Here is a 20,013-nt window from a genome sequence, read left to right as displayed (position 1 = left end):
CCCCCCCCCTCGTGCGGGCCGGCCCGTTTCGGGTCGGCCCGCGCACGCGCTCAGAGTGCGAGCGTGTGAAGGATCAGGGTCGTGGAGCCGATGGGCTTTCCGAAGTCGGTGTAGTCGAGGGTCGCGCGGCGGTTGCTGATGAGGTCGAGGGCGATCAATTCCTCCTCGGACTCATCCGTCATGTCGCCGGGCTCTTCGTCCCATTCGCGGAGGACCTGGCGGTCGGCGTCGAGGACTTTCCACAGTCCCCAGACGTGGGCGATGGGGCCGGTCGTCTCGTATGTGAAGACGAGGGCGGTCGCGGTGGGCCAGCCGTAGGCGGCCGCGGCGACGATCAGCGCTCGCGCTGCGGCGGCGGTCGCGTCGGCGTCCCCGGTCGCGGCCGCGGCGTCGACGGCGACCTCGGCGGCGCGCAGCGTCGGGTCCTCCTGGTACGGGTCGAAGCGGTGGGCGGGGCGGGGTGCGGTGGTCGTGGTGGTCATGGTCGGGCCTTCCTGTGCAGCAGTGGGAGAAGAGGAGGGGGCGGGGACCGGCGCGAGCCGGTCCCCGCTGGGTGGGGCTAGCTGAGCCCTGCGGCGTCGGCGGGGGTGCTGTCGCCGGTGACGACCTGCTCGACCGGGGAGAGCGCGTATCCCCAGGCCGCGAGCTGACGGAAGTGCTCGGCCGTGCGCTCGTCGCCGCGGCGCCAGGACTCCTTGCTCGTGTGCGCCTCCTGGCCTCCGAGCACGACGGTTAGCGCGACCAGGCGGGCCTTCGCGGGGTTCGCCTCGACCAGCGCCGCGAGAGCGTCCGCGCGGTAGCCGGAGGGGCGCTCGATGCGCAGCAGCGCGTGCGCAAGGTCGCTGCCGCCCGTCATCCCGGAGGACACCGCGAACCGGTGAGCGGTGAGACCGAGAGCGATGACGCGATCCGCGTCCTTCGGGAGGGTCTTGCGGGCGAGGAACGTCGCGATCCACTCGCGGCGCACCTTCTCGGCCGCGTTCCACGCCTTGTTATTGGCGATGAGCACCTTCCGCTCCGCGGACTTCTCGGCCCGCTCCTCCTCAGCCTCCTCCTCGGTCTGCGGCTGCTCGGGGGCTCCGTAGGCGTAGGTGAATCCGGCGGCGGTCGGGTCCTGAACCAGGAGCGTGACCTCGACCTCGCCGCGCCAGCTGGTGTCGATGAGCACTCCGCGGCCGGGAGCGGCGGCGACCTGCTCGGGGGTGACGCTCTTCCCGTCCTCGCCGCGCAGCTGCCGCACCGGCGTCCACGTCGCCTGGTCGCCGTAGGCGTCGGAGCGGGTGAGGGTCTGGAAGCCGTTGCCGGTGTACTCGGCGGCGGTCGCCGCGAGGAGCGCCTGGTGCGCGGCCTCGTCGCGGAAGGTCTGCGCGGTGTGCTCGAACTGGGCAGGGTCGTGAGTGGCGACCTCGATCAAGGTCGCGCGGGCGTCGGCGTCGTCCTCGAACTCCAACAGCACCGCCGCCTGGTCCAGGGTCAGCTCGTGCTCGTGCAGAACGGACGTGACGGTCGCGGACCCCGCGACCGCGAGCCCCTTCTTCACCGCGTCGGTCTTCGTGCCGGTGCGCTTGGCGATCGCTGCGGCGGAGACGCCCTCGAACGCGAGCTGCGCCCACGCGGCGGTGCGGTCCGCGACGCTCAGCTCGGCGCGCTGGTCGTTCTCGATGATCTGCTGAACGATCCGATCCGCGGTCGTCTCGTCGCCCTCCACGACGTAGACCGGGATCGTGGGCACTCCGGCCTCGCGGGCGGCGAGGGTGCGGCGCTGTCCGGCGCGGACGATGACGTTCCCGTGCTCGTCGCGGCGGGCGAGGACCGGGGTGATAACCCCGTTCTCGCGGATCGACGCGATGAAGTCCTTGGTGATCGGGGCGCTGGTGCGGACGTTCGCCTCGATCGCGAGGGTGGTCGGGTCGATGTGCTGAACGGTCCCGGTTCCGGTGGTGATAGTCACGATGGTTTCTCCTTGATCGGTGTGCGACCATGAAGGTGACGAGTCCCGTGGTTCTAGACCAACTACGGGGCTTTTGTCGTCTTCCTGATCGTTTTTCTTTGCCTCTCCGGCGAGTGAAAACCAATTGAGTGGAGTCGGCGGAGTGACGGCTCTCTCGGACGAAATAAGGGAGCGTGCGACCGCGTCCGAGAGAGACGGCACGTAGCCGACGGAGCGAGATAGGTTGAAACCGCGGAGAGGTGAAGAAAACCTGGAAACGCGCCGCGTAGCGGCTCCCGCCGGCGGTGCTCCGTCACCGCTGCGCGTGCGGAGCTCGCGCCCCACCGGAGAAACGACGCCGGTAGGCTTCAGCTAGGTGACGCTTGATCACCCCGGACGGGAGAACGACATGAACGCCGTGACCTACCGCATTCGATCCATCGCCGCGTCGCTCCGCGCGAAGTTCACCACGCCGCCAGCGGCGCTGCCGAAGGATCCGTTCGGGGAGCCGCCCCGCGAGGCTCACGACCCGCACTCGTATCAGGAAGAGTCCTGGAAGGCACCTGCGCCCTCCACGATCAACTTCCACTGAAGCCATGCTCCCCGGGGGAGTGTGAGGGGGTCGCCCCTCACGGGCCGGCCCAGAAGGCCGGCCCCTCCCCCGCACTACTCGGCGGGCGTCAGGAACGCGATCAACGCGGCGGCCTCGGCGCTGCCGTCGTCGTAGACAGGCATCCCGCCGGGTCCGCACTCCCCCGGCAGTCCGAGCGTGTTGCGGGTGTGCGCGAGGATCTCCGCGTCGGTCGCGGTGGCGTTCTCCGGGTCCTCGTCGCGGCTGATCGCGAGGATGAGCGCGAGCTGTTCGGCCGTGGCGCGGCCTGTGTCGGTGCGGGTCATGGTGTGGTCCTCTCAGCGGTTCAGGAACGGGGCGACGCGGCGGATCGCTGCGCGGCGGGCGTGGGCGACGCAGTGGCGGAATGAGCCGCTGGTGATGCCGTGCAGCTGGTCGGAGTGCCACGCCTCCCAGACCCCGGACTTGCGGCGGGTGACGTGTACCGAGGGCGTCGTCGTGGGGTCGGTGCCCACGACGCGAACGTCGACCGCGCGGGTGCCTCCGAGCGTGAGGTAGGTCTTCGTGGTGGTCTGCAAGTCGGTGGTGGTCTGCATGGTGTGGGTGCTCCCTCTGGCTGATCGTTTTTCTTTGCCTCTCCGGCGGGGAAAACCGTTTGAGTGGAGGCGGCGCAGTGACACCGGTAGCGGGCGAAATAAGCCCGCAGGGCGCGTCCGGGAGCGGTGGCACGGAGCCGGTGGAGCGAAATAGGTTGAAATCGCGGAGAGGTGAAGAAAACTGGTGGAACGGGCCACATCGCGGCCTCCCATTGGCGGTGCTCCGTCGCCGCTGCGCGAGTGCAGCTCGCGCCCCGGAACGGGACACCGGGGAGCGTGAGGGGGTCGCCCCTCACGGGCCGGCGCCGCCGGCCCCCACGCTCGAGCGGGTCGTGTCAGCGTCGGATGCGACGATGGAGGCATGTGGGAACTGGCACACCGGACGCGCGCGGAATCGGCGTCAATGGTGGTGCGCAGCAGCGCGGCGACGAGCGCCGCGGAGATCGCGGAAGTGCGAGCAGCGATCCCGGAGGATCACGTCATCCTCTACGTGCTCCGGATCGCGGACGGCTCGGAGTAGAGCACCCAGGCGGTTCCAAGCCACTAGCGTTGACATCCAGTCCTGAAGGTGATGGTTCCGTGATGGCAACAGCGTTGAAGCTCGTCGGGAAGTCGATAGCGCTCGTCGTCCGCGTCGTGGGCGCGGCACTGTCCGCCGGACTGGCCTCCCTCGGTGTGGGCAGTTTTCAGCAGCCGAATCCGGGGCCGCCGCCCTCGACCACGGACAATCGCGAGTATCGCCCGTAGAAGAAGATCACCGCGGTGGCGTCGGCCTCGGCGTTCGCGGAAGTAGGCGCGGCGCACCCGGAGGATCACGTCATCTTCTACGTGCTCCGGATCGCGGACGGCTCGGAGTAGGGGCTCAGGCCGTCCCGGCGAGGAGTGCGACTGCCGCTGCGGAGAAGAGAACAACTGCCGCCACGAGAGCGCCGCGGGCCCGGGTGCGCTTGTCGACCGCGACCTCGGACACCTGCGCGGCGTGGGGCTCGGAGTCGCGGTACAGCGGCACGACACCGGCGACGACGAGCGCAGCAGCCGTCACGGCCAGCAGCAGAGCGATCCCGTCCCACATGCCGACCAACTTACTCAACCGCGAGGGCGGCGCTGCGGCGGGGTGCGCGTTGGGTGGTTGTGGTGACGACGGCGGTCGCGCGGGTGAGGTTGGGGCCGATGGCGTCGGCTTCGAGGACGCGGCCGGTGCGGCGGTTCTCGCCTTCGCCCCAGGCGACGGTGCGCTCGTAGCCGACGACGATCACGGCGTCTCCCTTGTGGAGGGAGGCGAGCACGTGCTCGCCGAGTTCGAACTTCGCTTCGACGTAGTGCGTGGTCGGGGCGTCGTGCGGGGTCCACTCCCCCGCGCGGTATTCGCCGGTGTTCTCGATGACGCGCAGCTTCACGATCTGCACGCGGCCCGCCTGCACGGCCTCGGGGTCGGCGGCGAGGTTGCCGGTGATGGTCCTGGTGCTCATCTGTCGTCTCCTGCTCGTGCGGTTGGTGGGTCCCGTCGACGTCGACGGGTTCGCGGCCGCGGCCGCCGGGGTGTCGGTGGCGGGTGTCTCGATGCCCCAGGACGCCAGAGCGTCGCGGCGGGTGACTTCGACGGGCGGCTCGGACAGCGCTCTGCGCTGTTCGAGCTCGGCGCGCGTGACGGTGAGGTCCGGGACGCGGCGCTCGTCGCCGTAGGCGAGGCGGTAGAGCCGGTCGGCCTCGTTCTCCAGCCAGTCGACTTCGCCTTGCCGGTCGGCCTGTCCGGCGAGGTACCCGGCCCGGTAGTCGTCGCCGGTGACGTTCGGGCCGGTCATGCGGCGTGCTTCTCGATGAGGTCGGGGCGAAAGCCCGACCAGTGGTCCTGGTCGCTTGCGACGACCACGGGGGCGGCGGAGTAGCCCAGCTCCTCCGTGACGTACGCGAGCGCTGCGGGGTTGGTGGTGATGTCGACGGTGGTGTACTCGATGCCCTTCTTCTCGAGCACCCGGTAGGTCATGGTGCACTGCACGCACGACGGCTTCGAGTAGACGGTGAGCATCAGTCGTCCCACCGGTCGCCGCGATGCGGGTCGTGCTCGTCGTTGACCGGGGACCAGGCGTGCAGCTCGGCCCACTTCTCGGCTGCGTCGGTGTATCCGGCCTGGGTGAGGAGGTCGATGATGCCCGTCGCGCGCCAGCACGGCAGCGTCGGGGCGATCGCTTCCGTGACTGCCGGGTCGGAGAGCGTGGCCGCGAAGGCCGCGACGGCCGCCTGGTAGGTCGCCGCCGGGTCGGGCGTGGTCTGCTGCTGCTCGCTCATCGGTGGGTTCCTTCCGGGGTGTGGGCGTCGCCCTCGTCGTCGTCGCTCGCGTGCTCCGCGATCCACAGGTCCGCGGCCTCATCTCGTCCGAATGCTCGCAGGAGTCCGGCCAGTGCGTCGACCTCGGCGCAGCTGAGTCGCACGGCCAGCTCGTCGGCGGTGTCTCCGTGGGAGAACACGGACGCGAACTCGGCCACCGCGTCAAGGAGGGTCGGCTCCTCGGCCGCGGGGCTGGTGGTGATGGTGTCGGACATGGCGTTTGCTCCTCGGTGGTGGTGCGGGTCAGGATTCGGTGCGGGTGGGGTGTCCACGAACATGACGCCCTCGGGGCCGGGGATCGTGGCGGTGTGTGCCAGCGCCCACCCGTTGCGTGCCATGCCCGAGAGGTCGACGTCGCGCTCGGCGATCCGGCGCAACTGGCTCTGCATCCCCTCCTCGGTGGCGGCCGGGACGAAGGTGCTGACGGTCGTGATCTGCTGCATTTCTCTTCCTCTTCCTCATCGTTTTTTTGCCGTGATTCTCAATCAGGTTTGTCAAGCCAGCGGGGGTGGTCTGGCTCGCCTGTTCTTCCTTCTCTCCCAGCGTTTTTTTGCCTGGAAGGCACGTAGTGCCGAGCAGAGGCGGAGGCGGGAGCGCAACCCGGAGGGCGGCGGAGGAGAGGTTGTCGGCGCGATGTGAGGGAGCGCAGCGACCGCGTGGCGGGAACCTCGGAGGAGCCGGCCGCGCAGCGGCTTGCGTGGACGCCGCAGGCCCGTACGCTGCCGAAGGCTTCCAGGCAAAAATGCGCGCAGCGCACACCACAGCGCCGACCGAGGTCGGCGTCCGCTTGCTCGCGGAGACTTCCGCCGAGGGGGTTCGATCGGCCAGAGGACGAGCCTCTACTGGGAGGCTGTCTGCTCTTGAGCAGGAGCGCGCCGAGTGGCGTCCGCCTCGTGGCGATACAGCGAAGCCCGATCCCACCTGACGAGGTGGCCCGGATCCTCAGCAGTACGGCCGCGGGTACCGTTCCCTGGCGGTCTGCGTGCTCGTTCGCCTCGGTCTGCGCGGGGATGGAGAGCAGAGCGCTGCCTCGGGCCTTCACGCGAAGGAGCGCGCAACGGATCATCGCTCTCGCTGAAGCCGCCCGCCGCGCGGATGCTCTCCCAGCGATCTTCTCGCCTCGTTGAACGTCCGCGACTGCTGTGTCGTGTCCTCGGTGGGACCACCTCGGCCCCCGCACTACAGGAGGCATCATGCTCAAGCGAATCGCGACCACTGTGACGACTGCGGCGTTCGCCGCCGTCCTTCTCGCCGGATGCTCGACGGCCGCCGGCTCGGCCGCCTCGTCGGAAGCGCCGGCCGACAGCCCCTCCGCCACCGCGACGGCCTCCTCCACCGCGACCGCCTCCGCTGAGACGGCGGCTCTCACGACGGCGTCCTCGCCGCTGGGCGAGGTCATCACGGACGAGGCCGGCTACACCGTCTACACGTTCACGAAGGACACGCAGAACTCGGGCAGCAGCAGCTGCTACGACGAGTGCGCCACGACCTGGCCTGCCGTGTCGGCGTCCAGCACGACCGCAGCGGATGGGATCACCGGAGAGGTCGGCTCGATCACGCGCACCGACGGGACGACCCAGCTGACCGTCGACGGATGGCCGGTCTACCGGTTCGCGAAGGACACCGCGCCGGGCCAGGTCAACGGGCAGGGTGTGAAGGACGCCTGGTACGTCCTCCTCCCTGACGGCACGATGAACAAGGAAGCTGCGGCCATGAGCACCGCCACCCCGGCGTCCTGATGCGACGGCGACCCGTCCCCGCGGGCAGCGAAGCGCATCGCCCGGGCGGGTCGCCGGTTCTCGACAGGCAAGGACGGAAAGGGATGACCCGCAGTGATCGGAGCAACCGAGATGAGGGAGTGCGCTGTGGCGCTTCGAGGCGGTGAGCACTGTGCCCCGCCCCGTCGATGAGCTCCTGGCGGCGCTGTACGAGAGTCACGGCCCGGCGTTGCGGCGCTTCGTGCAGAACCTCACTCGGAACGCGGCGCTGACGGAGGACGTCGTGCAGGAGACGATGGTCCGGGCCTGGCAGCGCCCGCAGGTCCTCGAACGTGACGCCGACGCCGCTCGCGCGTGGCTGTTCACCGTCGCCCGCAACCTCGTCATCGACGACGCCCGATCCGCTCGGAGCCGACGCGAGGTGCCGGCGAAGGACGAGGACGGCGGCGGCGCCGTCCCCGATCGCACCGACGCGGTCCTGGACAGCATCCTCGTCGCCGACGCTCTCGCATCGCTGTCGGTGGAGCATCGTCAGATCGTGGTGGACGCGTATTTCCTCGGACACACCGTCCCCGAGATCGCCCGCCGGCACTCCATCCCCGAGGGAACAGCGAAATCTCGATTGCACTACGGACTGCGCGGTCTGCGACTGGCTCTGCAGGAAAGGGGCGTCACCCGATGAACGACCACCACGGAAGCTCTGCGATGGAGGACGAGTACCGCGACTGGGACGCGTCCTACGTCCTCGGCGCTCTCCCCGCGGATCAGCGACTCGAGTACGAGCAGCACCTCAGCGGCTGCGCGGCCTGCCGCGCGGCCGTGGCAGAGCTGGCAGGACTGCCCGGCATCGTCGGTCGGCTCTCCGTCGAGGATGCTCTCGCCATCAGCGCATCGGACGACGGCGAGGACGCGCCGCCCTCCCCGGTGACGCTGCCCGCCATCGCTCACCGTGTCCGGACGCGCCGACGTCGGCGCCGGCTGGTGACGTCCCTCGCCGTCGCGGCCGCCGTCACCGCCTCCGTCTTCGGAGGCGTCGCTCTCGGCACGGGCATCGCGGGTGCTCCCGTGGCGAGCGAGGCGACCCTCGAACCGATGGACCCGATCGCGGACGATCCCGCTCTCGCTGCGGACATCCAGGTCGAGGGGAAGCCGTGGGGCACCCGGCTGGAGTGGAGCTGCACCTACAGTGGTGATGCGCCCGCCGACGCGGAGTACGAACTCGTGATCACCCGCACAGACGGCAGCACGATCACCGTCGCCACCTGGACGGCGGCCGGGCAGCGCGCCGTCGACCTGGCGGCGTCCACGGGCATCGCCCGGTCGGAGATCACCGGCGTCGACATCAGGGTCCGCGGCACGAACTCCCCCCTCGTCCGCACCGACACCTGAGACACCGCCCACCCGCAGGAGACACCGGCACTGCCCGCGGTGCCGCGGACACAGGACAGGAGCAGACCATGAGCACCGAGACCACACCGCTGCACATCACCCGCGAGGGCCCGAGAAGCTTCATCGGCCGCAACGCGCGAGGAGCCGAGGTCCGCATCGGCGGGTCGGACGCCGACGGCGTGTTCTCGCCCGGCGAGCTGCTGCACCTCGCCCTCGCCGCCTGCGGCATGCTCTCCTCGGACCACCTCCTCGCCAGCCGACTCGGAGCCGACTTCGAAGCGACCACCGACATCACCGCGACCAAGCCCGAGGGTGAGGACCGCTACGACTCCATCACCGCCGTGATCCGCGCCGACCTGTCGGCGCTCGATCCCGAGCGGATCGCCTCACTGTCCGAACGCACCCACCGGGCCGTGGATCGCCAGTGCACCGTCGGCCACACGCTCGAGCACGGCGCGGCGTACACCGTCGACGTCGTGGACGACCCGGCCGCTCCCGTCAGCGGTCCGAGGACGGGGACCGTCTGAGATCAGCGCCTCATCGGTCACGACGACCGGTGCCGACCGAGCCGCGGACGTCTCCCTTCAGTGCCGTCAGTCTGCGATTCGCCGACCGGATCCGAGACGATTCGCGAGGCGGAGCGCGTTCACGGAGCGGAGGTGCTGGTCGGCGCGGTGACGTCCGTTGGCCGGTGAGGGGTGCGGTGCCGCGAGTACGGGGACGACACGGGGATCATCGTGCAGGGTCAGATAGCGCATGACCCCGTCGAGCGCCACGGTCCCGTAGGTGACGACGGCGCCGAGCGCGGGCAGCAGCTCCAGCAGCTCACCGAGCGCGAGCCGACCCTCCTCGATGTCCGCGGGGCGGACGCGGCCAGGGATCTCCCACGGGATGAGGTTCCATCGGAGGTAGTGGTCGCGGGAGAGTCCGGACTCGATTCGGGCCGCCCGGAACGCGGCGGCGGTGGGCCCGAGGTTGTCCTCGCTGCAGACGGCAGCGGATCCCGCGGCGATCGTCCGAGGGCCGGGTGACTGCATCAGCACCAGGACGCGACTGGCGGTGCCGCCGGAGCAGGGATCGAAGCCCGGAACGAAGCGTCCGGTCGCGTCCGCGGTACTCCGCCAGGTCTCGGCGAGGGCGTTCAGGCTTCGGACATCCACGATGGTCCTCGATCCCGGTCAGGCCGGCCGCGGTGGTGCGAGCAGGGTTCCGCGGATCACGGAACCGTGGAACGTGCGGGCGGCGACGATGATCCACGCGGCGACCAGGCCGACGTAGTAGAGCACCGCGAGGCCGGCGACAACCGTGAGACCGGAGTGCAGGGCGAGGCCGTTCAGTCCGGTGACGCAGGTGCCGACGGGGAACGTGAACGACCACCACGTCAGGCTGAACGGCAGGTGCTCCTTCGCGGTGCGGAGGGTGATCGCGAGGGCGATGACGGTCCAGAGCAGTGCGAAGCCGAGCATCGCGAAGCCGTACACCAGAGCCACGACCAGCAGCGCACGCGCCATGCCGGCGTCCACGACGGTGGGCGCGTTCGAGGCGAGCAGATTCACGGCGGTGATCGACTGTCCGACCGGACCGAGGACGATCCACAGCGTCGGCACCATCCCCGCCGCTCCGACCTTGTGCTGCGCGAGCCGGTTCCAGATCAGGGTGATCACCACCAGCGACGCGACCAGGCTGAGGCCGAAGAAGCCGTAGCAGGACCACAGGAGCGTCTCCCGCGCTTGCCCGGCGGGCGCGTACGGCAGCAGCAGTGCGCCGGTGGAAGCGGACACCATCGGCGGAACGATCGGCATCAGCCAGCCGCCGAACGCCGAATCGGGCTTGTTCTCATGCCGGGTGAACGCGAGGTAGGGCACCAGGACCGCCGTCACCAGCCCGCCGAGAGTCCCCGCACCCCAGAGCACCCAGTCGATGGTGACAGCGGCCGGCAGGCCGATCCAGTCCTTGCCGAGGAGGAGGGTTCCCGCGCCGACAGTGAGGAACGCCATGGGCGGCGCGCCGTAGAAGTGCGAGAGCACGGGATTCAGGTGGTGCCTCACCGCTGTACCGCGGTAGCGGACCCAGTGCAGCCCGGTCGCGACCGTCAGCGCGACGAGCAGCAGCGCGGCGATCGCCCAGACGACGGTGGCCCCGGTGCGGAGTCCGGGGAACTGGAGTGGCAGGGACGCGGCGGCGACCGCGACGATGCCGGTGCCCATGATCGACGCGAACCAGTTCGGCGTCAGGTTCGACACGATCAGTCCCGGATGCTCCAACTCCCGGAACAAGCGCCTCGACCGCGGAGGATGCCCGATCGAGGAAGATGCGCGGGCGGGGGAGAAAGTTGTCATGCCTCCAGCCTGAGCATCGCCGGCACCAGCCGATACAGCGATCGTCTTGGCGGGGCACAATGAGTGCTTGTGGCGACGCGGCGATTGACGGACCGGATCCTGGATCTCGACACGCTGGAGGTGCTCGAGCGCATCGCCGAGGCGGGCTCGCTCTCCCGCGCTGCCGAAGACCTCGGCGTCACCCAGCAGGCCGTCTCGGCGCGTCTGCGGGTCGCGGAGCGCGCCATCGGGCAGCCGCTCGTGCGCCGCTCTCCGACCGGGTCCCTGATGACCGACGCGGGCCGGCTCGTGCTCGAGCTGGCCGGCCCGGTCCTCGAGGCGTCCCGCCGCCTCGAGGCGGGCGCGGCAGCACTGCGACAGCCGACCGGCTCACTGGTTCTCGCGGCGTCGCAGACCATCGCCGAACTGCTGCTCCCACGCTGGCTCCTCGAATTCCGACAGCGCACACCCGAGGTGAGTGTGCAGCTGATCGCCGGCAATTCAGCCACGGTCACAGAGCTCGTGAGATCCGGTGCCGCGCAACTCGGATTCGTCGAGACACCAGCGTCCACGGCCACGCTCTCCTCTGACGTGGTCACGGAGGACGAACTCGCTGTCGTCGTGGCACCCGACCACCCCTGGGCACGCGCGGCGAGTATCAGCGCCGAGGACTTGGCCGGCACCGCACTGCTGACACGAGAGGAAGGCTCCGGCACCCGGACGACCCTCGAAGCATGGCTCCACGACGCCGGGCTCGCACTCACGACTCCCGCCGCGATCCTTGAAACGACGGCGATCATCCGAGCGAACGCCCGCGCCGGCATCGCGCCCGCAGTCATGAGCATCCTCACCGTCGAAACAGATCTCGCCGCGCGCTCACTGATACGAGTGCCCCTCCGCGGACCAGCACTCGTGCGACCCCTCCGCGCCATCTGGTCCGATCGCATCGGGTCGTCCGCGGCGGCGTTCCTGGAGATCGCGCACGAGATGCGCTGACCGGTGCACGGCTCGTCGCAACGCCGATCACGCCAGCGGCCGTGTCTGCTCGAGCTGGAAGGCGGTTTTCCGCCTTAGCAACCGGAGGGCGCAGTGCAACCCGCAGGGCGAGGGGGGAGAGAGTTTCGGCGCGAAGTAAGGGAGCGCAGCGACCGCGTGCTGAAAGTCTCGGAGGAGTCGGTGGCGCAGCCACTTGAACGGAGCCCGTAGGTAGCTACGACCGCAGCGAAGCGGAGGGAGCCGCCGAAGGCTTCACGGCAAAAAAGGGTGTGAGCCCGTAGGGCGACCAACGGCGGCCGGCGCAGCCGGGCGACCTCCTGGCGGTGCTCCGTCGCCGCTGCACGAGCGCAGCTCGCGCCCGCCCTGTCATAGTCGGACCGCTCGCGGTCGCCGATGTCACGATGTGTCCATGAGGGAACGCACGGTGATAGCGGTCGTCACCTCGAGCGTGACGGGAGAACCGGACATCACCCTCGACGGACGTCCCATCGGGGATTTCGTGACCGACGACGATCCGGAGGGTACGGGTGACGTCTTCACGGCACCCTGGGGCGAGTGGCGTCCGTTCCTCCTCTCGCTTCTCGGAGAAGGACCATCGGTCGTCACGGCCATGCTTCCTGGCCGGATCGCGCTGGCCAGCTGCGCGTCCTGCGGCGACTCCAGCTGCGGCATCCTCTTCAGCGCAGAACTCGTGCGCAGCGACGAGATCGTCCAGTGGAAGGACTCCCGGTGGGAGTCAGAGACTCTTCGACCGCTTCCACCTCCATCAACGCTTCTCGGCCGGCTCAGCCGGCGGCTTGGCTTCGGCGTGACCGATGAGTTCGCCGGATGGTGTCCGAACGGAGAGCTTGTTCGTACCCTCACCTTCGAGAGGGAGCAGTACGACGGCGCAATTCGCGAGGCACTGCGTCTGACGTGACTCGCAGTGACACGAGCGCAGCTCGTGCCTCCCGGAACGGGAATCCCGGGGTGTGTGAGGGGCCCGCCCCTCACGAGCTACCTACCTAGGTATCTAGGTAGGTAGCTCGCAACCGTTCAGCTCGCGGCGGCCGTCTCGGTGGCGGCCTTCTCGGTGGCGGCGGCTCGGGCTGCCTCGACTTCGGCGGCGGTGTGGTGTCCCTGCACGTCGGCGTAGACAACCTTGTAGGGGCGGGTGCCGTCGTTCCAGTCGAGCGCGACGGTCACGCTCTTGGGGTTCACGCGGGTAACGACGTGCCAGCCGAAGCGGTGCTTGATCATGTCGCCCTTGTTGATCGTGTCGCGGCTGTGGATCGTGACCTGTCCGGCGGCGGCCTGCGCCTCGCGGACGGCGCTCCAGTAGGCGCGCTGGTCTTCGAGCTGCGCGCGCTGGGTGAGCAGCCGCTCGCGGTAGGCGCCGGTGGCGGGGGCCGTCGTCTCGATGTAGCCGCCGCCGAAGTTGTGCGAGCTACCCTCGATCCTCCGTGTGCAGCCGCGAATGTCGGTATCGAGGCGGTCGATGCGGCGGGCGACCATTCCCGGCGCGTAGCGGGATTCGGTGGTCCCGGCTGCGACGTCGGCGCGGGCGCGGGCGCGGGTGGCCTCGCGGTCGGCCTCGACGCTGCGGCCCATCGCGTTGTGGGCCTTCTCGATCGCGTTGCGGTGCCGCGTCTCGGAGTGGTGGCCGATCTTGATCGGCTCGCCACCCTCGGGGAGCCGGTCGAGCGCACGGCGCGCGGCCGCGTCGGCGGTGTCGGCGTCCGCGGCGCGCCGGTCGGCCTTCGCGTCGAGCGCGTCGACGCGGGCGGCCTGGCGCTCGATCTTGTCCGCCTCGGCCTCGGCGGTTGAGCGGAACGTCTCTTCGGCTTCGATGGTGACCTCGTGCCCGGCGTCGCGCAGGGCGGTCGCGGCGCGGTTGATGGTCCACCACTTCGGCAGGCGATCGCGGGACTGCGGGACGTACCAGGCGCCGATGGAGCGGCCCCAGCGCCAGCCGGACGCCTTCAGGATCTCGGCGGTGCCGTCGCCGCGGCTGGTGCCCTCGATGATCGTTCCGGCCTCGGGGGTGTGGGTGATGGTGAGCATGTCGGTTCTCCTTCTCGGTTCGGGGGGGTCAGTCGTTGTCGCGGTAGTCGGCGGGCGTCTCGCTGCGGTCGTGCAGCGCATAGGCGGCCGGGAACAGGTCGAGCGCCCGCGCGACATCGACCGGAACGACGACGTAGGCCCCGGAGGCCATGTAGCCGATGCGATCCGCGGGCAGCGGCGCGACGGGCTCGAAGTGCTGCAACGTCACCCCGGCCACCGCGCGACCACCGCTGCGGGTGACCAGGCGCACGGCGGGCGTCTGCTCGGTCACCGGGTCGTTGCCGCCGGCGCCGACGATGACCACCTGACGAGCGGTCCGGCTGATGCCCTCCGCTCCGGGGCCGTGGTACTCGCTCGTGATGACCTCGGTACGGGTGCCGCGCTGCTGGCTCATGGTGTGTCTCCCTCTGGCTGATCGTTTTTCTTTGCCTCTCCGGCGGGGAAGACCGTTTGAGTGGAGGCGGCGCAGTGACACCGATCACGGGCGAAATAAGCCCGCAGGGCGCGTCCGGGAGCGGTGGCACGCAGCCGCTGGAGCGAAATAGGTTGAGACCGCGGAGAGGTGAAGAAAACCCGAAGGATGGGCCGCTCTGCGGCCTCCCCACGGCGTCGCGCAGCGACGCTGCGCGAGGACCCTCGCGCCCCCGGAACGGGTGTTTAAGACGCGCTCAGCGGGGTACAGGGCATGACACAGCGTCCAGCGTGCGAAGTACCCCGGGCGTGATCGTCTGGGCCGACTAGCGGCCGAGGCCTCCGAATTCGGGGCCGCGGGCCGGCTTCCTGCTCGTGGGGAAGCTCTGAGCGGCTGTTGCGCGTGTCCGCACGAGGGCGGTATCGACTAGCGGGCGTCCAAACGCCGTGCGGGACTTGTCGACGTCGACAGTGCGCGGCTGTCCTTCGCCGGCGGTGTTGAACCGGCGAAATCGCATCACGGTCGGGCCGGTTTCTGCGAGCTGTTCAGCGGAGAACTCGGGGAACGAACGACCCTCGGGGCCGGCGTAGACGTTGCGGGCGTACTCGCTGGGAACCCATCGGCCGCCGAGCTCATCGGCGCCGGCGAGGGCGCGTTCGTAGGACTGCTGCCACCGACCGGCGATCCGCGCTTCCGACAGCTCGAACGGCACCTCGACGTCGATCACTTCGACGCTGTAGCCGGCGGCCGCGAACCGTTGCCCCAGCTCGACTGCCTTCTCGGGTGAGGAGAGCACGGTGTCGATGACGACGTTCTGGCCGTCTCGCATCGCCGCAGCGCGGAGCTGGGTGGCGAGGAGGGAGGATTCTTCGTGCACAAGGGAGGCCAGCTCGAGCGGGAAGAACTTCTCCCCCGCCGCCTCGGCGGAGCGCACCTCTGGCGGCAGAATGGCGCGGTCGTAGCTGCCGTCCTTGATCGCCTCGGTGAGCAGCGCTCGCTTGAACTCGTCGGCATCGACTGTGAGCCACGCGCTGCGGTCGGCGCCGAGCACGTCTGCGAGAACTGTCGACTTTCCCGCTCCTGGTGGGCCGGCGAGGATGATCGCCTTCTTCTCCGAGCGGACGTCGGGAAAGTGAGCGCGGTACTCGTTCACGAGGCGGGCGTGCATGAGTCGGCGGGCAGCGCGAGGCTGGACCGATCCATCCGACTCCCGGGTGAACCAGTCCCGGTTGTTGACCGTCGCGCGCTCACTCGCAGGGCTCAGTGGGCCTCCCGCCCGAGCCCACGCGCGCACCGTCTCACGGTGCGCGGCGATCGCTGACGAGTCCTCCGCCGTCACCGACCTTGCTCGCTGTAGCGGTCAAGGATCTCGTCGTACGCGTCCGCGTCGATCAGGTGCTCAGTGAGAGCGCGACCTACTTCCTCGAACTCCCCCGGGTCCAAGGTGGTCCAGTCGTAGCCGTCGCTAGGCGAGCCTGGAAGATACGGCCAGCGGCCGAGCTCATCGATGACTTGCTCCCGCGTCAGCTCTCCCGCGTCGTAGCGCTGGGCGATTTCGTAGGGCGTCGCGCCGGAGAACCCGGGACGCACGTCGGGCACTGCGGCCGCAGACTTCAACGCACTGTTGACCGACGGCTGCGAGATGCCGATGTCGCGGGCGAGCTGCGACTGAGTGGTGCCTTCGGCCGCCGTCCGCAACGCGCGGAGGTATGACACGCGGGTTACGACCTGCAAGCTGCGTAGCCGGCGAACAGTGTCCCCATCGGGCCTCTCAGCGATCGACACGGCAACCACCTCCTATAGAACATTCTATCCCAGCGCGAGAGCAGCCGACAGAGGTCACCGTGCGTGCGCGGTTGCCAGTTCTCCCCAGTGCGTTGTCGCGCGCAGCGACAGCGCATCGCGTTTCATCGTCCACACTGGTCCTTTGCGGATGCCGGCGAGGCCAAGGCCGACCGCGGAGCGGCCGTGGCGCTTCGTCACGGCGTCGATCGTGGCGCCGAGGCTCTTGGTGTCGAAGTCGTTGTCGAACACGTCCAGCAGGGCGTGGGAGCCCTTCGCAGACAAGTTGGTGAGGATGACGCCGGCGCGCACGTAGCGCGCACCCTCGCGCAGCCTGGGCACGAGGGTGCCTGTGGCTCCCGCTCGCGCCCGCCGTCGCAGCGTCTCCCCTCCCCCTCTCGCGCGCAGCGCGGCACATCCGGAAGCAGCCCCGTGACCCGCAGAAGAACCCTCCTGAGCTGGAGCGCGATCGTCACGACGCTCGCGCTGATCGCCGTCGGCGCCCCGGCGGCGTCCGCGACGCAGACCACGGCCGAGTCCGTCTCGCTCAGTCGCTACATCGTGCGCACGACGGGCTTCGCGGCCGCCGGCAGCGCCGCCGCCGCCCTGCCGCTCGACCGGATCCTGCACCGCTACAGCCGGGCGCTGAACGGCTTCGCCGCCGAGCTCACGGGCGCCGAGGTCGCGGTCCTCCGCCGCCTGCCGTCGGTCGTCGACGTGACGGCCGACGGCGAGACCCGCGCGAGCGCCGAGCAGTCCGATCCGGCCTGGGGCCTCGACCGCATCGACCAGCGCGCGACGACCGGCGACGGCGTGTACCGGTACTCGACGACGGGCGCCGGAGTGACCGCCTACGTCCTCGACAGCGGCGTGCAGGCGAGCCACGACGAGTTCGGCGGGCGGGTGAGCGGCGGCTACGACGTCATCGACGACGACGCCGACGCGCTGTCGGACTGCAACGGTCACGGCACCCACGTCGCCGGCACCATCGGCGGAGCGACGTACGGCGTCGCCAAGGACGTCGCGATCGTCCCGGTCCGCATCTGGGACTGCTCCGGCAGGGGCTGGATGAGCGACATGATCGCCGGGATCGACTGGGTCGTCAGCACGCGGACCGGGCCGTCCCTGATCAACATCAGCGGAGGCGGCGGCGCGTACGCTCCCGCTGACGAAGCCGTGGAACGGGCCGTCAGCAGCGGGATCCCGGTGATCGTCTCGGCGGGGAACAGCACCGCGGACGCCTGCACCGCGAGCCCCGCCCGCGCACCGGGCGCCCTCACCGTCGGTGCCACGGACCCGGACGACAGCCCCGCCTACTACTCCAACCACGGCCCGTGCCTCGACGTCTGGGCGCCGGGATCGTCCGTGCTCTCGGCCGCCCCGTGGTCGGACTCGGCCACCGCCGTCCTGAGCGGGACGTCCATGGCTGCTCCCCACGTCGCGGGCGTCGTCGGCCGCCTCCTCCAGACCGAGCCGTCCGCGACCCCGGCGCGTCTGGCTGCGCTCGTGACCTCGACCGCCACGTCGACGATCCAGGACACGCACGGATCGACGACCCGGCTCCTCTACGCCGAGGGCACCACGACTCCCCCGATCCCGACCGCCGTCCGCGCGACCGCCGGGGCGGCCGACCGCACGGCGACGCTGACCTGGGCGCCACCGACGTCCGACGGCGGCTCGGCGATCACCGGGTACCGCGTCTCGCGGACCGGGACGGATGCGACGGGCAACGGCCCCTGGTCGACCGTCGTGCCCGCGACGGCGCGCTCGCAGCGCTTCACCGATCTGGTGGCCGGGTCGTCCTACGAGCTGAGCGTCCGGGCGATCAACGCCCTCGGGGCCGGCGCGATCGGATCGACGGCCGTCACCGTTCCGCGCGTCACCGTGCCGGGGGCGCCGACCGGCGTCTCCGCGAGCCCGGACGACACCGCGCGGTCCGCCGTGCTCAGCTGGTCACCGCCTCTCGCTGACGGCGGCTCGCCCGTCACCGGCTACCGGGTCGCGCGGGACGGCACCGACGCCTCGGGCGCCGGAGCGTGGTCCACCGTCCTGCCGGCCACGGCGCGCTCGCAGACGTTCACGAACCTCCGCACGGAGACGGGCTACACCCTCACCGTTCAGGCCGTCACCGCGATCGGGACAGGGTCCGCCGCCGGCTCGACCGTCCGCCTCGCGCCGACCGCCCGCCTGACGTCCGTCACTCCCACGATCACGGGAACCGCGCGAGTGGGCTCGACCCTCACCGCGACCCCGGGTGCCTGGGGACCGGCTCCGGTGACCTACGCCTACCAGTGGCGGGCCGACGGCTCCCCGCTGAGCGGAGCGACCGCCGCCACGTACCGGCCCTCGAGCGCGACGCTCGGCACGGTGATCACCGTCACGGTCACCGGAACCAAGACCGGGTACGCGGCGGCGAGCCGCACCTCCGCGGCGACCGCGGCCGTCGCCTCCGGCACGCTCACCACCGCCACGCCGACCGTCGCCGGCACCGCGAGGGTCGGCTCCGCCCTCACCGCCGTCCCCGGTGCGTGGGGACCCGCCCCGGTCTCGTTCACCTACCAGTGGAAGGCCGGCGGAACGGCCCTGTCCGGCGCGACGGGCAGCACCTACACGCCGTCCAGCGCGACCGTCGGGAAGACGATCTCGGTCACCGTGACCGGAGCGAAGCCGGGCTTCACCACCGCCGTCCGCAGCTCGAGCGCCACCGCGGCCGTGGTCGCCGGCACCCTCGTCGCACCCACGCCGACCGTCTCGGGCACCGCGAAGGTCGGCTCGCTCCTCACCGCGAATCCCGGCGCGTGGGGCCCGGCGCCGGTGACCGTCTCGTACCAGTGGCGCACCAACGGGACCGCGATCAGCGGCGCCGTCTCGTCGACCTACCGCCCGACCAGCGCCACCGCGGGCACGAGGATCACCGTCACGGTGACCGGGAGGAAGACCGGCTACGCGACGGCGGCGCGCACCTCGGCGGCGACGGTCGCCGTCATCCGGTAGCGGCCGGCGACCACATCTCGCGTGCTCGGTGCGGGATCGAGAGGGAGGGAACGCCTGGGCGGGAGGCGAGCACGCATCTCGACACCCACCACCGGCTCGGGTACAGTCAGCAGTGCAGACCCCCCCACACACGTGGACAAGGGGGTCTCGCTGTTTAAGCGTCAGATCGCGAGGGGTGCACGAGCTGGGTCGCGTTCGCTGAGATGGTCCGAATACCACTCCCACGCGAACTCGTTGCGAGCATGACGGTCGATGTGAGCGTTCGCGCACCATGCGACGAGGTCCGCCATCTGAACCAGCTGCGAGCCGCGCGAATCGAGATGGACGGCGTCCTCGACGACTCGACGTTCCGCGAGCTTGAGAGCGCGGTGCGTCCTCCGGTAGCTCGTGTCGCTCCCGTCGCCATCCATGAAGACGAGCGCGAGCGACTCGTCCTGAGCGAGCTCCTGCTCGAACCGCGTGACGAGTGCCGCATACGTCTCTTGCCTGATGCGCGCGAGATGCTGCGGATCACCCTTCCTCCACACGGCTCCGACTCGCAGACCCTCGGTGGAGCGGAGCGCTTGCAGGCACTCGAGCGCGACTTCGCGACCGAAGTCCTTCCAGTACTCGACGCCGGCGTGCACGTGCCGGTCCGGGATCCGCTTCGAGATCCTGCCTCGCCCGTTCACGTAGGCGGTCGTGTGCAGCTCCTCCACGACCGGGATGCCGAATTCGCGCCAGAGTCGCTTGCGGGTGTCGAGCCGGCTTCGCAGGACGTCGGCCCAACGGTCGGGCGGGAACTCGATCCAGCCGTAGACGACGAGTCCGGACGGCGGATGACCGGAGTCGTCGACGTAGATCATCCGGTTCAGACGAGCGCTCACCCCGGCACTGTAGGCGGTGGGACGCCGGCCCGGCGGAAGGCTGTGGAGAAGCCACGACCGACCCGTCTCGCCT

At 70.3% G+C, this 20,013-nt stretch carries 26 protein-coding genes and 1 pseudogene; 10 read left to right on the top strand and 17 right to left on the bottom strand.

Features of this window, described 5'->3' with window-relative positions; genetic code table 11:
- Nucleotides 1-50 precede the first annotated feature (50 nt).
- Both ASF46_RS00235 and ASF46_RS00230 read right to left on the bottom strand, forming a co-directional pair.
- Nucleotides 51-482: a hypothetical protein gene (locus ASF46_RS00235; protein WP_056865933.1), complete on the bottom strand. Its 432-nt coding sequence runs from the start codon at nt 480-482 to the stop codon at nt 51-53.
- A gap of 77 nt (nt 483-559) precedes the next feature.
- Entirely contained in the window at nt 560-1,951 is a 1,392-nt protein-coding gene (locus ASF46_RS00230; protein ID WP_056865932.1) for a ParB/RepB/Spo0J family partition protein, read from the bottom strand.
- A gap of 355 nt (nt 1,952-2,306) precedes the next feature.
- Between ASF46_RS00230 and ASF46_RS00225 the strand changes: the two genes are divergently transcribed.
- Complete coding sequence (locus ASF46_RS00225) at nt 2,307-2,522, top strand: hypothetical protein (RefSeq protein WP_157602096.1); 216 nt, start codon at nt 2,307-2,309, stop codon at nt 2,520-2,522.
- 74 nt (nt 2,523-2,596) lie between these two features.
- On the opposite strand, the gene ASF46_RS00220 is transcribed toward ASF46_RS00225, so the two are convergent.
- Entirely contained in the window at nt 2,597-2,827 is a 231-nt protein-coding gene (locus ASF46_RS00220; protein WP_056865930.1) for a hypothetical protein, read from the bottom strand.
- 12 nt (nt 2,828-2,839) lie between these two features.
- A complete protein-coding gene (locus ASF46_RS00215; protein ID WP_056865929.1) occupies nt 2,840-3,097 on the bottom strand; it encodes a hypothetical protein in 258 nt (85 codons plus the stop codon).
- Between the two features lie 361 nt (nt 3,098-3,458).
- Between ASF46_RS00215 and ASF46_RS18980 the strand changes: the two genes are divergently transcribed.
- Nucleotides 3,459-3,617, top strand: a complete 159-nt coding sequence (locus ASF46_RS18980; RefSeq protein ID WP_157602094.1) for a hypothetical protein — start codon at nt 3,459-3,461, stop codon at nt 3,615-3,617.
- 342 nt (nt 3,618-3,959) lie between these two features.
- Here ASF46_RS18980 and ASF46_RS00210 read toward each other — a convergent pair whose 3' ends face one another.
- Genes ASF46_RS00210 through ASF46_RS19505 form a run of 5 tightly spaced genes read right to left on the bottom strand, consistent with a single transcriptional unit; the run spans nt 3,960 to nt 5,865 of the window.
- Nucleotides 3,960-4,169: a hypothetical protein gene (locus tag ASF46_RS00210; RefSeq protein WP_157602092.1), complete on the bottom strand. Its 210-nt coding sequence runs from the start codon at nt 4,167-4,169 to the stop codon at nt 3,960-3,962.
- A 10-nt stretch (nt 4,170-4,179) separates the two neighbouring features.
- Complete coding sequence (locus ASF46_RS00205; protein ID WP_056865927.1) at nt 4,180-4,899, bottom strand: single-stranded DNA-binding protein; 720 nt, start codon at nt 4,897-4,899, stop codon at nt 4,180-4,182.
- A complete protein-coding gene (gene nrdH / locus ASF46_RS00200; RefSeq protein WP_056045893.1) occupies nt 4,896-5,126 on the bottom strand; it encodes a glutaredoxin-like protein NrdH in 231 nt (76 codons plus the stop codon). Before nrdH ends, ASF46_RS00205 begins: the two co-directional genes overlap by 4 nt.
- Nucleotides 5,123-5,383: a hypothetical protein gene (locus tag ASF46_RS00195; RefSeq protein ID WP_056865926.1), complete on the bottom strand. Its 261-nt coding sequence runs from the start codon at nt 5,381-5,383 to the stop codon at nt 5,123-5,125. The genes nrdH and ASF46_RS00195 overlap by 4 nt, the downstream gene beginning before the upstream one ends.
- Entirely contained in the window at nt 5,380-5,865 is a 486-nt protein-coding gene (locus ASF46_RS19505; RefSeq protein WP_056865925.1) for a hypothetical protein, read from the bottom strand. Before ASF46_RS19505 ends, ASF46_RS00195 begins: the two co-directional genes overlap by 4 nt.
- 750 nt (nt 5,866-6,615) lie before the next feature.
- On the opposite strand from ASF46_RS19505, the gene ASF46_RS00185 reads away from it, so the two are divergent.
- The 4 genes from ASF46_RS00185 to ASF46_RS00170 all read left to right on the top strand — a co-directional run bounded on the left by ASF46_RS00185 (nt 6,616) and on the right by ASF46_RS00170 (nt 9,056).
- Nucleotides 6,616-7,161: a hypothetical protein gene (locus ASF46_RS00185; protein WP_056865924.1), complete on the top strand. Its 546-nt coding sequence runs from the start codon at nt 6,616-6,618 to the stop codon at nt 7,159-7,161.
- A 151-nt stretch (nt 7,162-7,312) separates the two neighbouring features.
- The gene (locus ASF46_RS00180) at nt 7,313-7,822 is read left to right on the top strand and encodes a sigma-70 family RNA polymerase sigma factor (RefSeq protein ID WP_056865923.1); all 510 of its coding nucleotides are present in this window, start codon (nt 7,313-7,315) and stop codon (nt 7,820-7,822) included.
- Nucleotides 7,819-8,529, top strand: a complete 711-nt coding sequence (locus ASF46_RS00175) for an anti-sigma factor family protein (protein WP_082485064.1) — start codon at nt 7,819-7,821, stop codon at nt 8,527-8,529. The genes ASF46_RS00180 and ASF46_RS00175 overlap by 4 nt, the downstream gene beginning before the upstream one ends.
- 68 nt (nt 8,530-8,597) lie before the next feature.
- Nucleotides 8,598-9,056, top strand: a complete 459-nt coding sequence (locus tag ASF46_RS00170; protein ID WP_055794432.1) for an OsmC family protein — start codon at nt 8,598-8,600, stop codon at nt 9,054-9,056.
- A 66-nt stretch (nt 9,057-9,122) separates the two neighbouring features.
- On the opposite strand, the gene ASF46_RS00165 is transcribed toward ASF46_RS00170, so the two are convergent.
- Together ASF46_RS00165 and ASF46_RS00160 are read right to left on the bottom strand one after the other, a co-directional pair.
- Entirely contained in the window at nt 9,123-9,689 is a 567-nt protein-coding gene (locus ASF46_RS00165; RefSeq protein WP_235576811.1) for a uracil-DNA glycosylase family protein, read from the bottom strand.
- Nucleotides 9,690-9,707: 18 nt separating this feature from the next.
- A complete protein-coding gene (locus tag ASF46_RS00160; RefSeq protein ID WP_020624523.1) occupies nt 9,708-10,772 on the bottom strand; it encodes a TDT family transporter in 1,065 nt (354 codons plus the stop codon).
- Between the two features lie 159 nt (nt 10,773-10,931).
- On the opposite strand from ASF46_RS00160, the pseudogene ASF46_RS19835 reads away from it, so the two are divergent.
- The 3 genes and pseudogenes from ASF46_RS19835 to ASF46_RS00150 all read left to right on the top strand — a co-directional run.
- Nucleotides 10,932-11,093, top strand: a pseudogene (locus ASF46_RS19835) (helix-turn-helix domain-containing protein); the annotation flags it as partial.
- Between the two features lie 63 nt (nt 11,094-11,156).
- On the top strand, nt 11,157-11,843 hold the full coding sequence (locus tag ASF46_RS00155) for a LysR substrate-binding domain-containing protein (RefSeq protein ID WP_235576897.1): 687 nt from the start codon (nt 11,157-11,159) through the stop codon (nt 11,841-11,843).
- 409 nt (nt 11,844-12,252) lie between these two features.
- Complete coding sequence (locus ASF46_RS00150; RefSeq protein WP_056865921.1) at nt 12,253-12,762, top strand: hypothetical protein; 510 nt, start codon at nt 12,253-12,255, stop codon at nt 12,760-12,762.
- Between the two features lie 116 nt (nt 12,763-12,878).
- On the opposite strand, the gene ASF46_RS00145 is transcribed toward ASF46_RS00150, so the two are convergent.
- The 5 genes from ASF46_RS00145 to ASF46_RS19290 form a co-directional block, all read right to left on the bottom strand.
- A complete protein-coding gene (locus ASF46_RS00145; protein WP_056865920.1) occupies nt 12,879-13,886 on the bottom strand; it encodes a DUF3560 domain-containing protein in 1,008 nt (335 codons plus the stop codon).
- A 28-nt stretch (nt 13,887-13,914) separates the two neighbouring features.
- On the bottom strand, nt 13,915-14,280 hold the full coding sequence (locus ASF46_RS00140; RefSeq protein ID WP_056865919.1) for a hypothetical protein: 366 nt from the start codon (nt 14,278-14,280) through the stop codon (nt 13,915-13,917).
- 343 nt (nt 14,281-14,623) lie between these two features.
- Nucleotides 14,624-15,451 (bottom strand): zeta toxin family protein, encoded by an 828-nt coding sequence (locus ASF46_RS00135; protein ID WP_235576810.1) that lies wholly within the window; start codon nt 15,449-15,451, stop codon nt 14,624-14,626.
- A 182-nt stretch (nt 15,452-15,633) separates the two neighbouring features.
- Entirely contained in the window at nt 15,634-16,083 is a 450-nt protein-coding gene (locus ASF46_RS00130; protein ID WP_056865917.1) for a MarR family transcriptional regulator, read from the bottom strand.
- 54 nt (nt 16,084-16,137) lie between these two features.
- Complete coding sequence (locus tag ASF46_RS19290; RefSeq protein ID WP_056865916.1) at nt 16,138-16,422, bottom strand: DUF4113 domain-containing protein; 285 nt, start codon at nt 16,420-16,422, stop codon at nt 16,138-16,140.
- A 90-nt stretch (nt 16,423-16,512) separates the two neighbouring features.
- On the opposite strand from ASF46_RS19290, the gene ASF46_RS00120 reads away from it, so the two are divergent.
- Nucleotides 16,513-19,074: a S8 family serine peptidase gene (locus ASF46_RS00120; RefSeq protein WP_056865915.1), complete on the top strand. Its 2,562-nt coding sequence runs from the start codon at nt 16,513-16,515 to the stop codon at nt 19,072-19,074.
- Between the two features lie 161 nt (nt 19,075-19,235).
- Here the strand turns inward: ASF46_RS00120 and ASF46_RS19285 are convergent, their stop codons facing one another.
- Nucleotides 19,236-19,940 (bottom strand): DUF3800 domain-containing protein, encoded by a 705-nt coding sequence (locus ASF46_RS19285; protein WP_162240136.1) that lies wholly within the window; start codon nt 19,938-19,940, stop codon nt 19,236-19,238.
- Between the last annotated feature and the right edge of the window lie 73 nt (nt 19,941-20,013).

The organism is Rathayibacter sp. Leaf296, assembly GCF_001423045.1.
GTDB lineage: Bacteria > Actinomycetota > Actinomycetes > Actinomycetales > Microbacteriaceae > Rathayibacter > Rathayibacter caricis.
The sequence above is the reverse complement of the archived record's forward strand: the minus strand, read 5'-3'. Positions and strand labels throughout refer to the sequence as shown.

Excerpts from the sequence above, each read along its gene's own strand:
- ASF46_RS00235 (WP_056865933.1), bottom strand. The coding sequence starts at position 482 with ATGACCACCACGACCACCGCACCCCGCCCCGCCCACCGCTTCGACCCG.
- ASF46_RS00220 (WP_056865930.1), bottom strand. The coding sequence starts at position 2,827 with ATGACCCGCACCGACACAGGCCGCGCCACGGCCGAACAGCTCGCGCTC.
- ASF46_RS00215 (WP_056865929.1), bottom strand. The coding sequence starts at position 3,097 with ATGCAGACCACCACCGACTTGCAGACCACCACGAAGACCTACCTCACG.
- ASF46_RS18980 (WP_157602094.1), top strand. The coding sequence starts at position 3,459 with ATGTGGGAACTGGCACACCGGACGCGCGCGGAATCGGCGTCAATGGTG.
- ASF46_RS00210 (WP_157602092.1), bottom strand. The coding sequence starts at position 4,169 with ATGTGGGACGGGATCGCTCTGCTGCTGGCCGTGACGGCTGCTGCGCTC.
- ASF46_RS00205 (WP_056865927.1), bottom strand. The coding sequence starts at position 4,899 with ATGACCGGCCCGAACGTCACCGGCGACGACTACCGGGCCGGGTACCTC.
- ASF46_RS00195 (WP_056865926.1), bottom strand. The coding sequence starts at position 5,383 with ATGAGCGAGCAGCAGCAGACCACGCCCGACCCGGCGGCGACCTACCAG.
- ASF46_RS19505 (WP_056865925.1), bottom strand. The coding sequence starts at position 5,865 with ATGCAGCAGATCACGACCGTCAGCACCTTCGTCCCGGCCGCCACCGAG.
- ASF46_RS00185 (WP_056865924.1), top strand. The coding sequence starts at position 6,616 with ATGCTCAAGCGAATCGCGACCACTGTGACGACTGCGGCGTTCGCCGCC.
- ASF46_RS00175 (WP_082485064.1), top strand. The coding sequence starts at position 7,819 with ATGAACGACCACCACGGAAGCTCTGCGATGGAGGACGAGTACCGCGAC.
- ASF46_RS00170 (WP_055794432.1), top strand. The coding sequence starts at position 8,598 with ATGAGCACCGAGACCACACCGCTGCACATCACCCGCGAGGGCCCGAGA.
- ASF46_RS00150 (WP_056865921.1), top strand. The coding sequence starts at position 12,253 with ATGAGGGAACGCACGGTGATAGCGGTCGTCACCTCGAGCGTGACGGGA.
- ASF46_RS00145 (WP_056865920.1), bottom strand. The coding sequence starts at position 13,886 with ATGCTCACCATCACCCACACCCCCGAGGCCGGAACGATCATCGAGGGC.
- ASF46_RS00140 (WP_056865919.1), bottom strand. The coding sequence starts at position 14,280 with ATGAGCCAGCAGCGCGGCACCCGTACCGAGGTCATCACGAGCGAGTAC.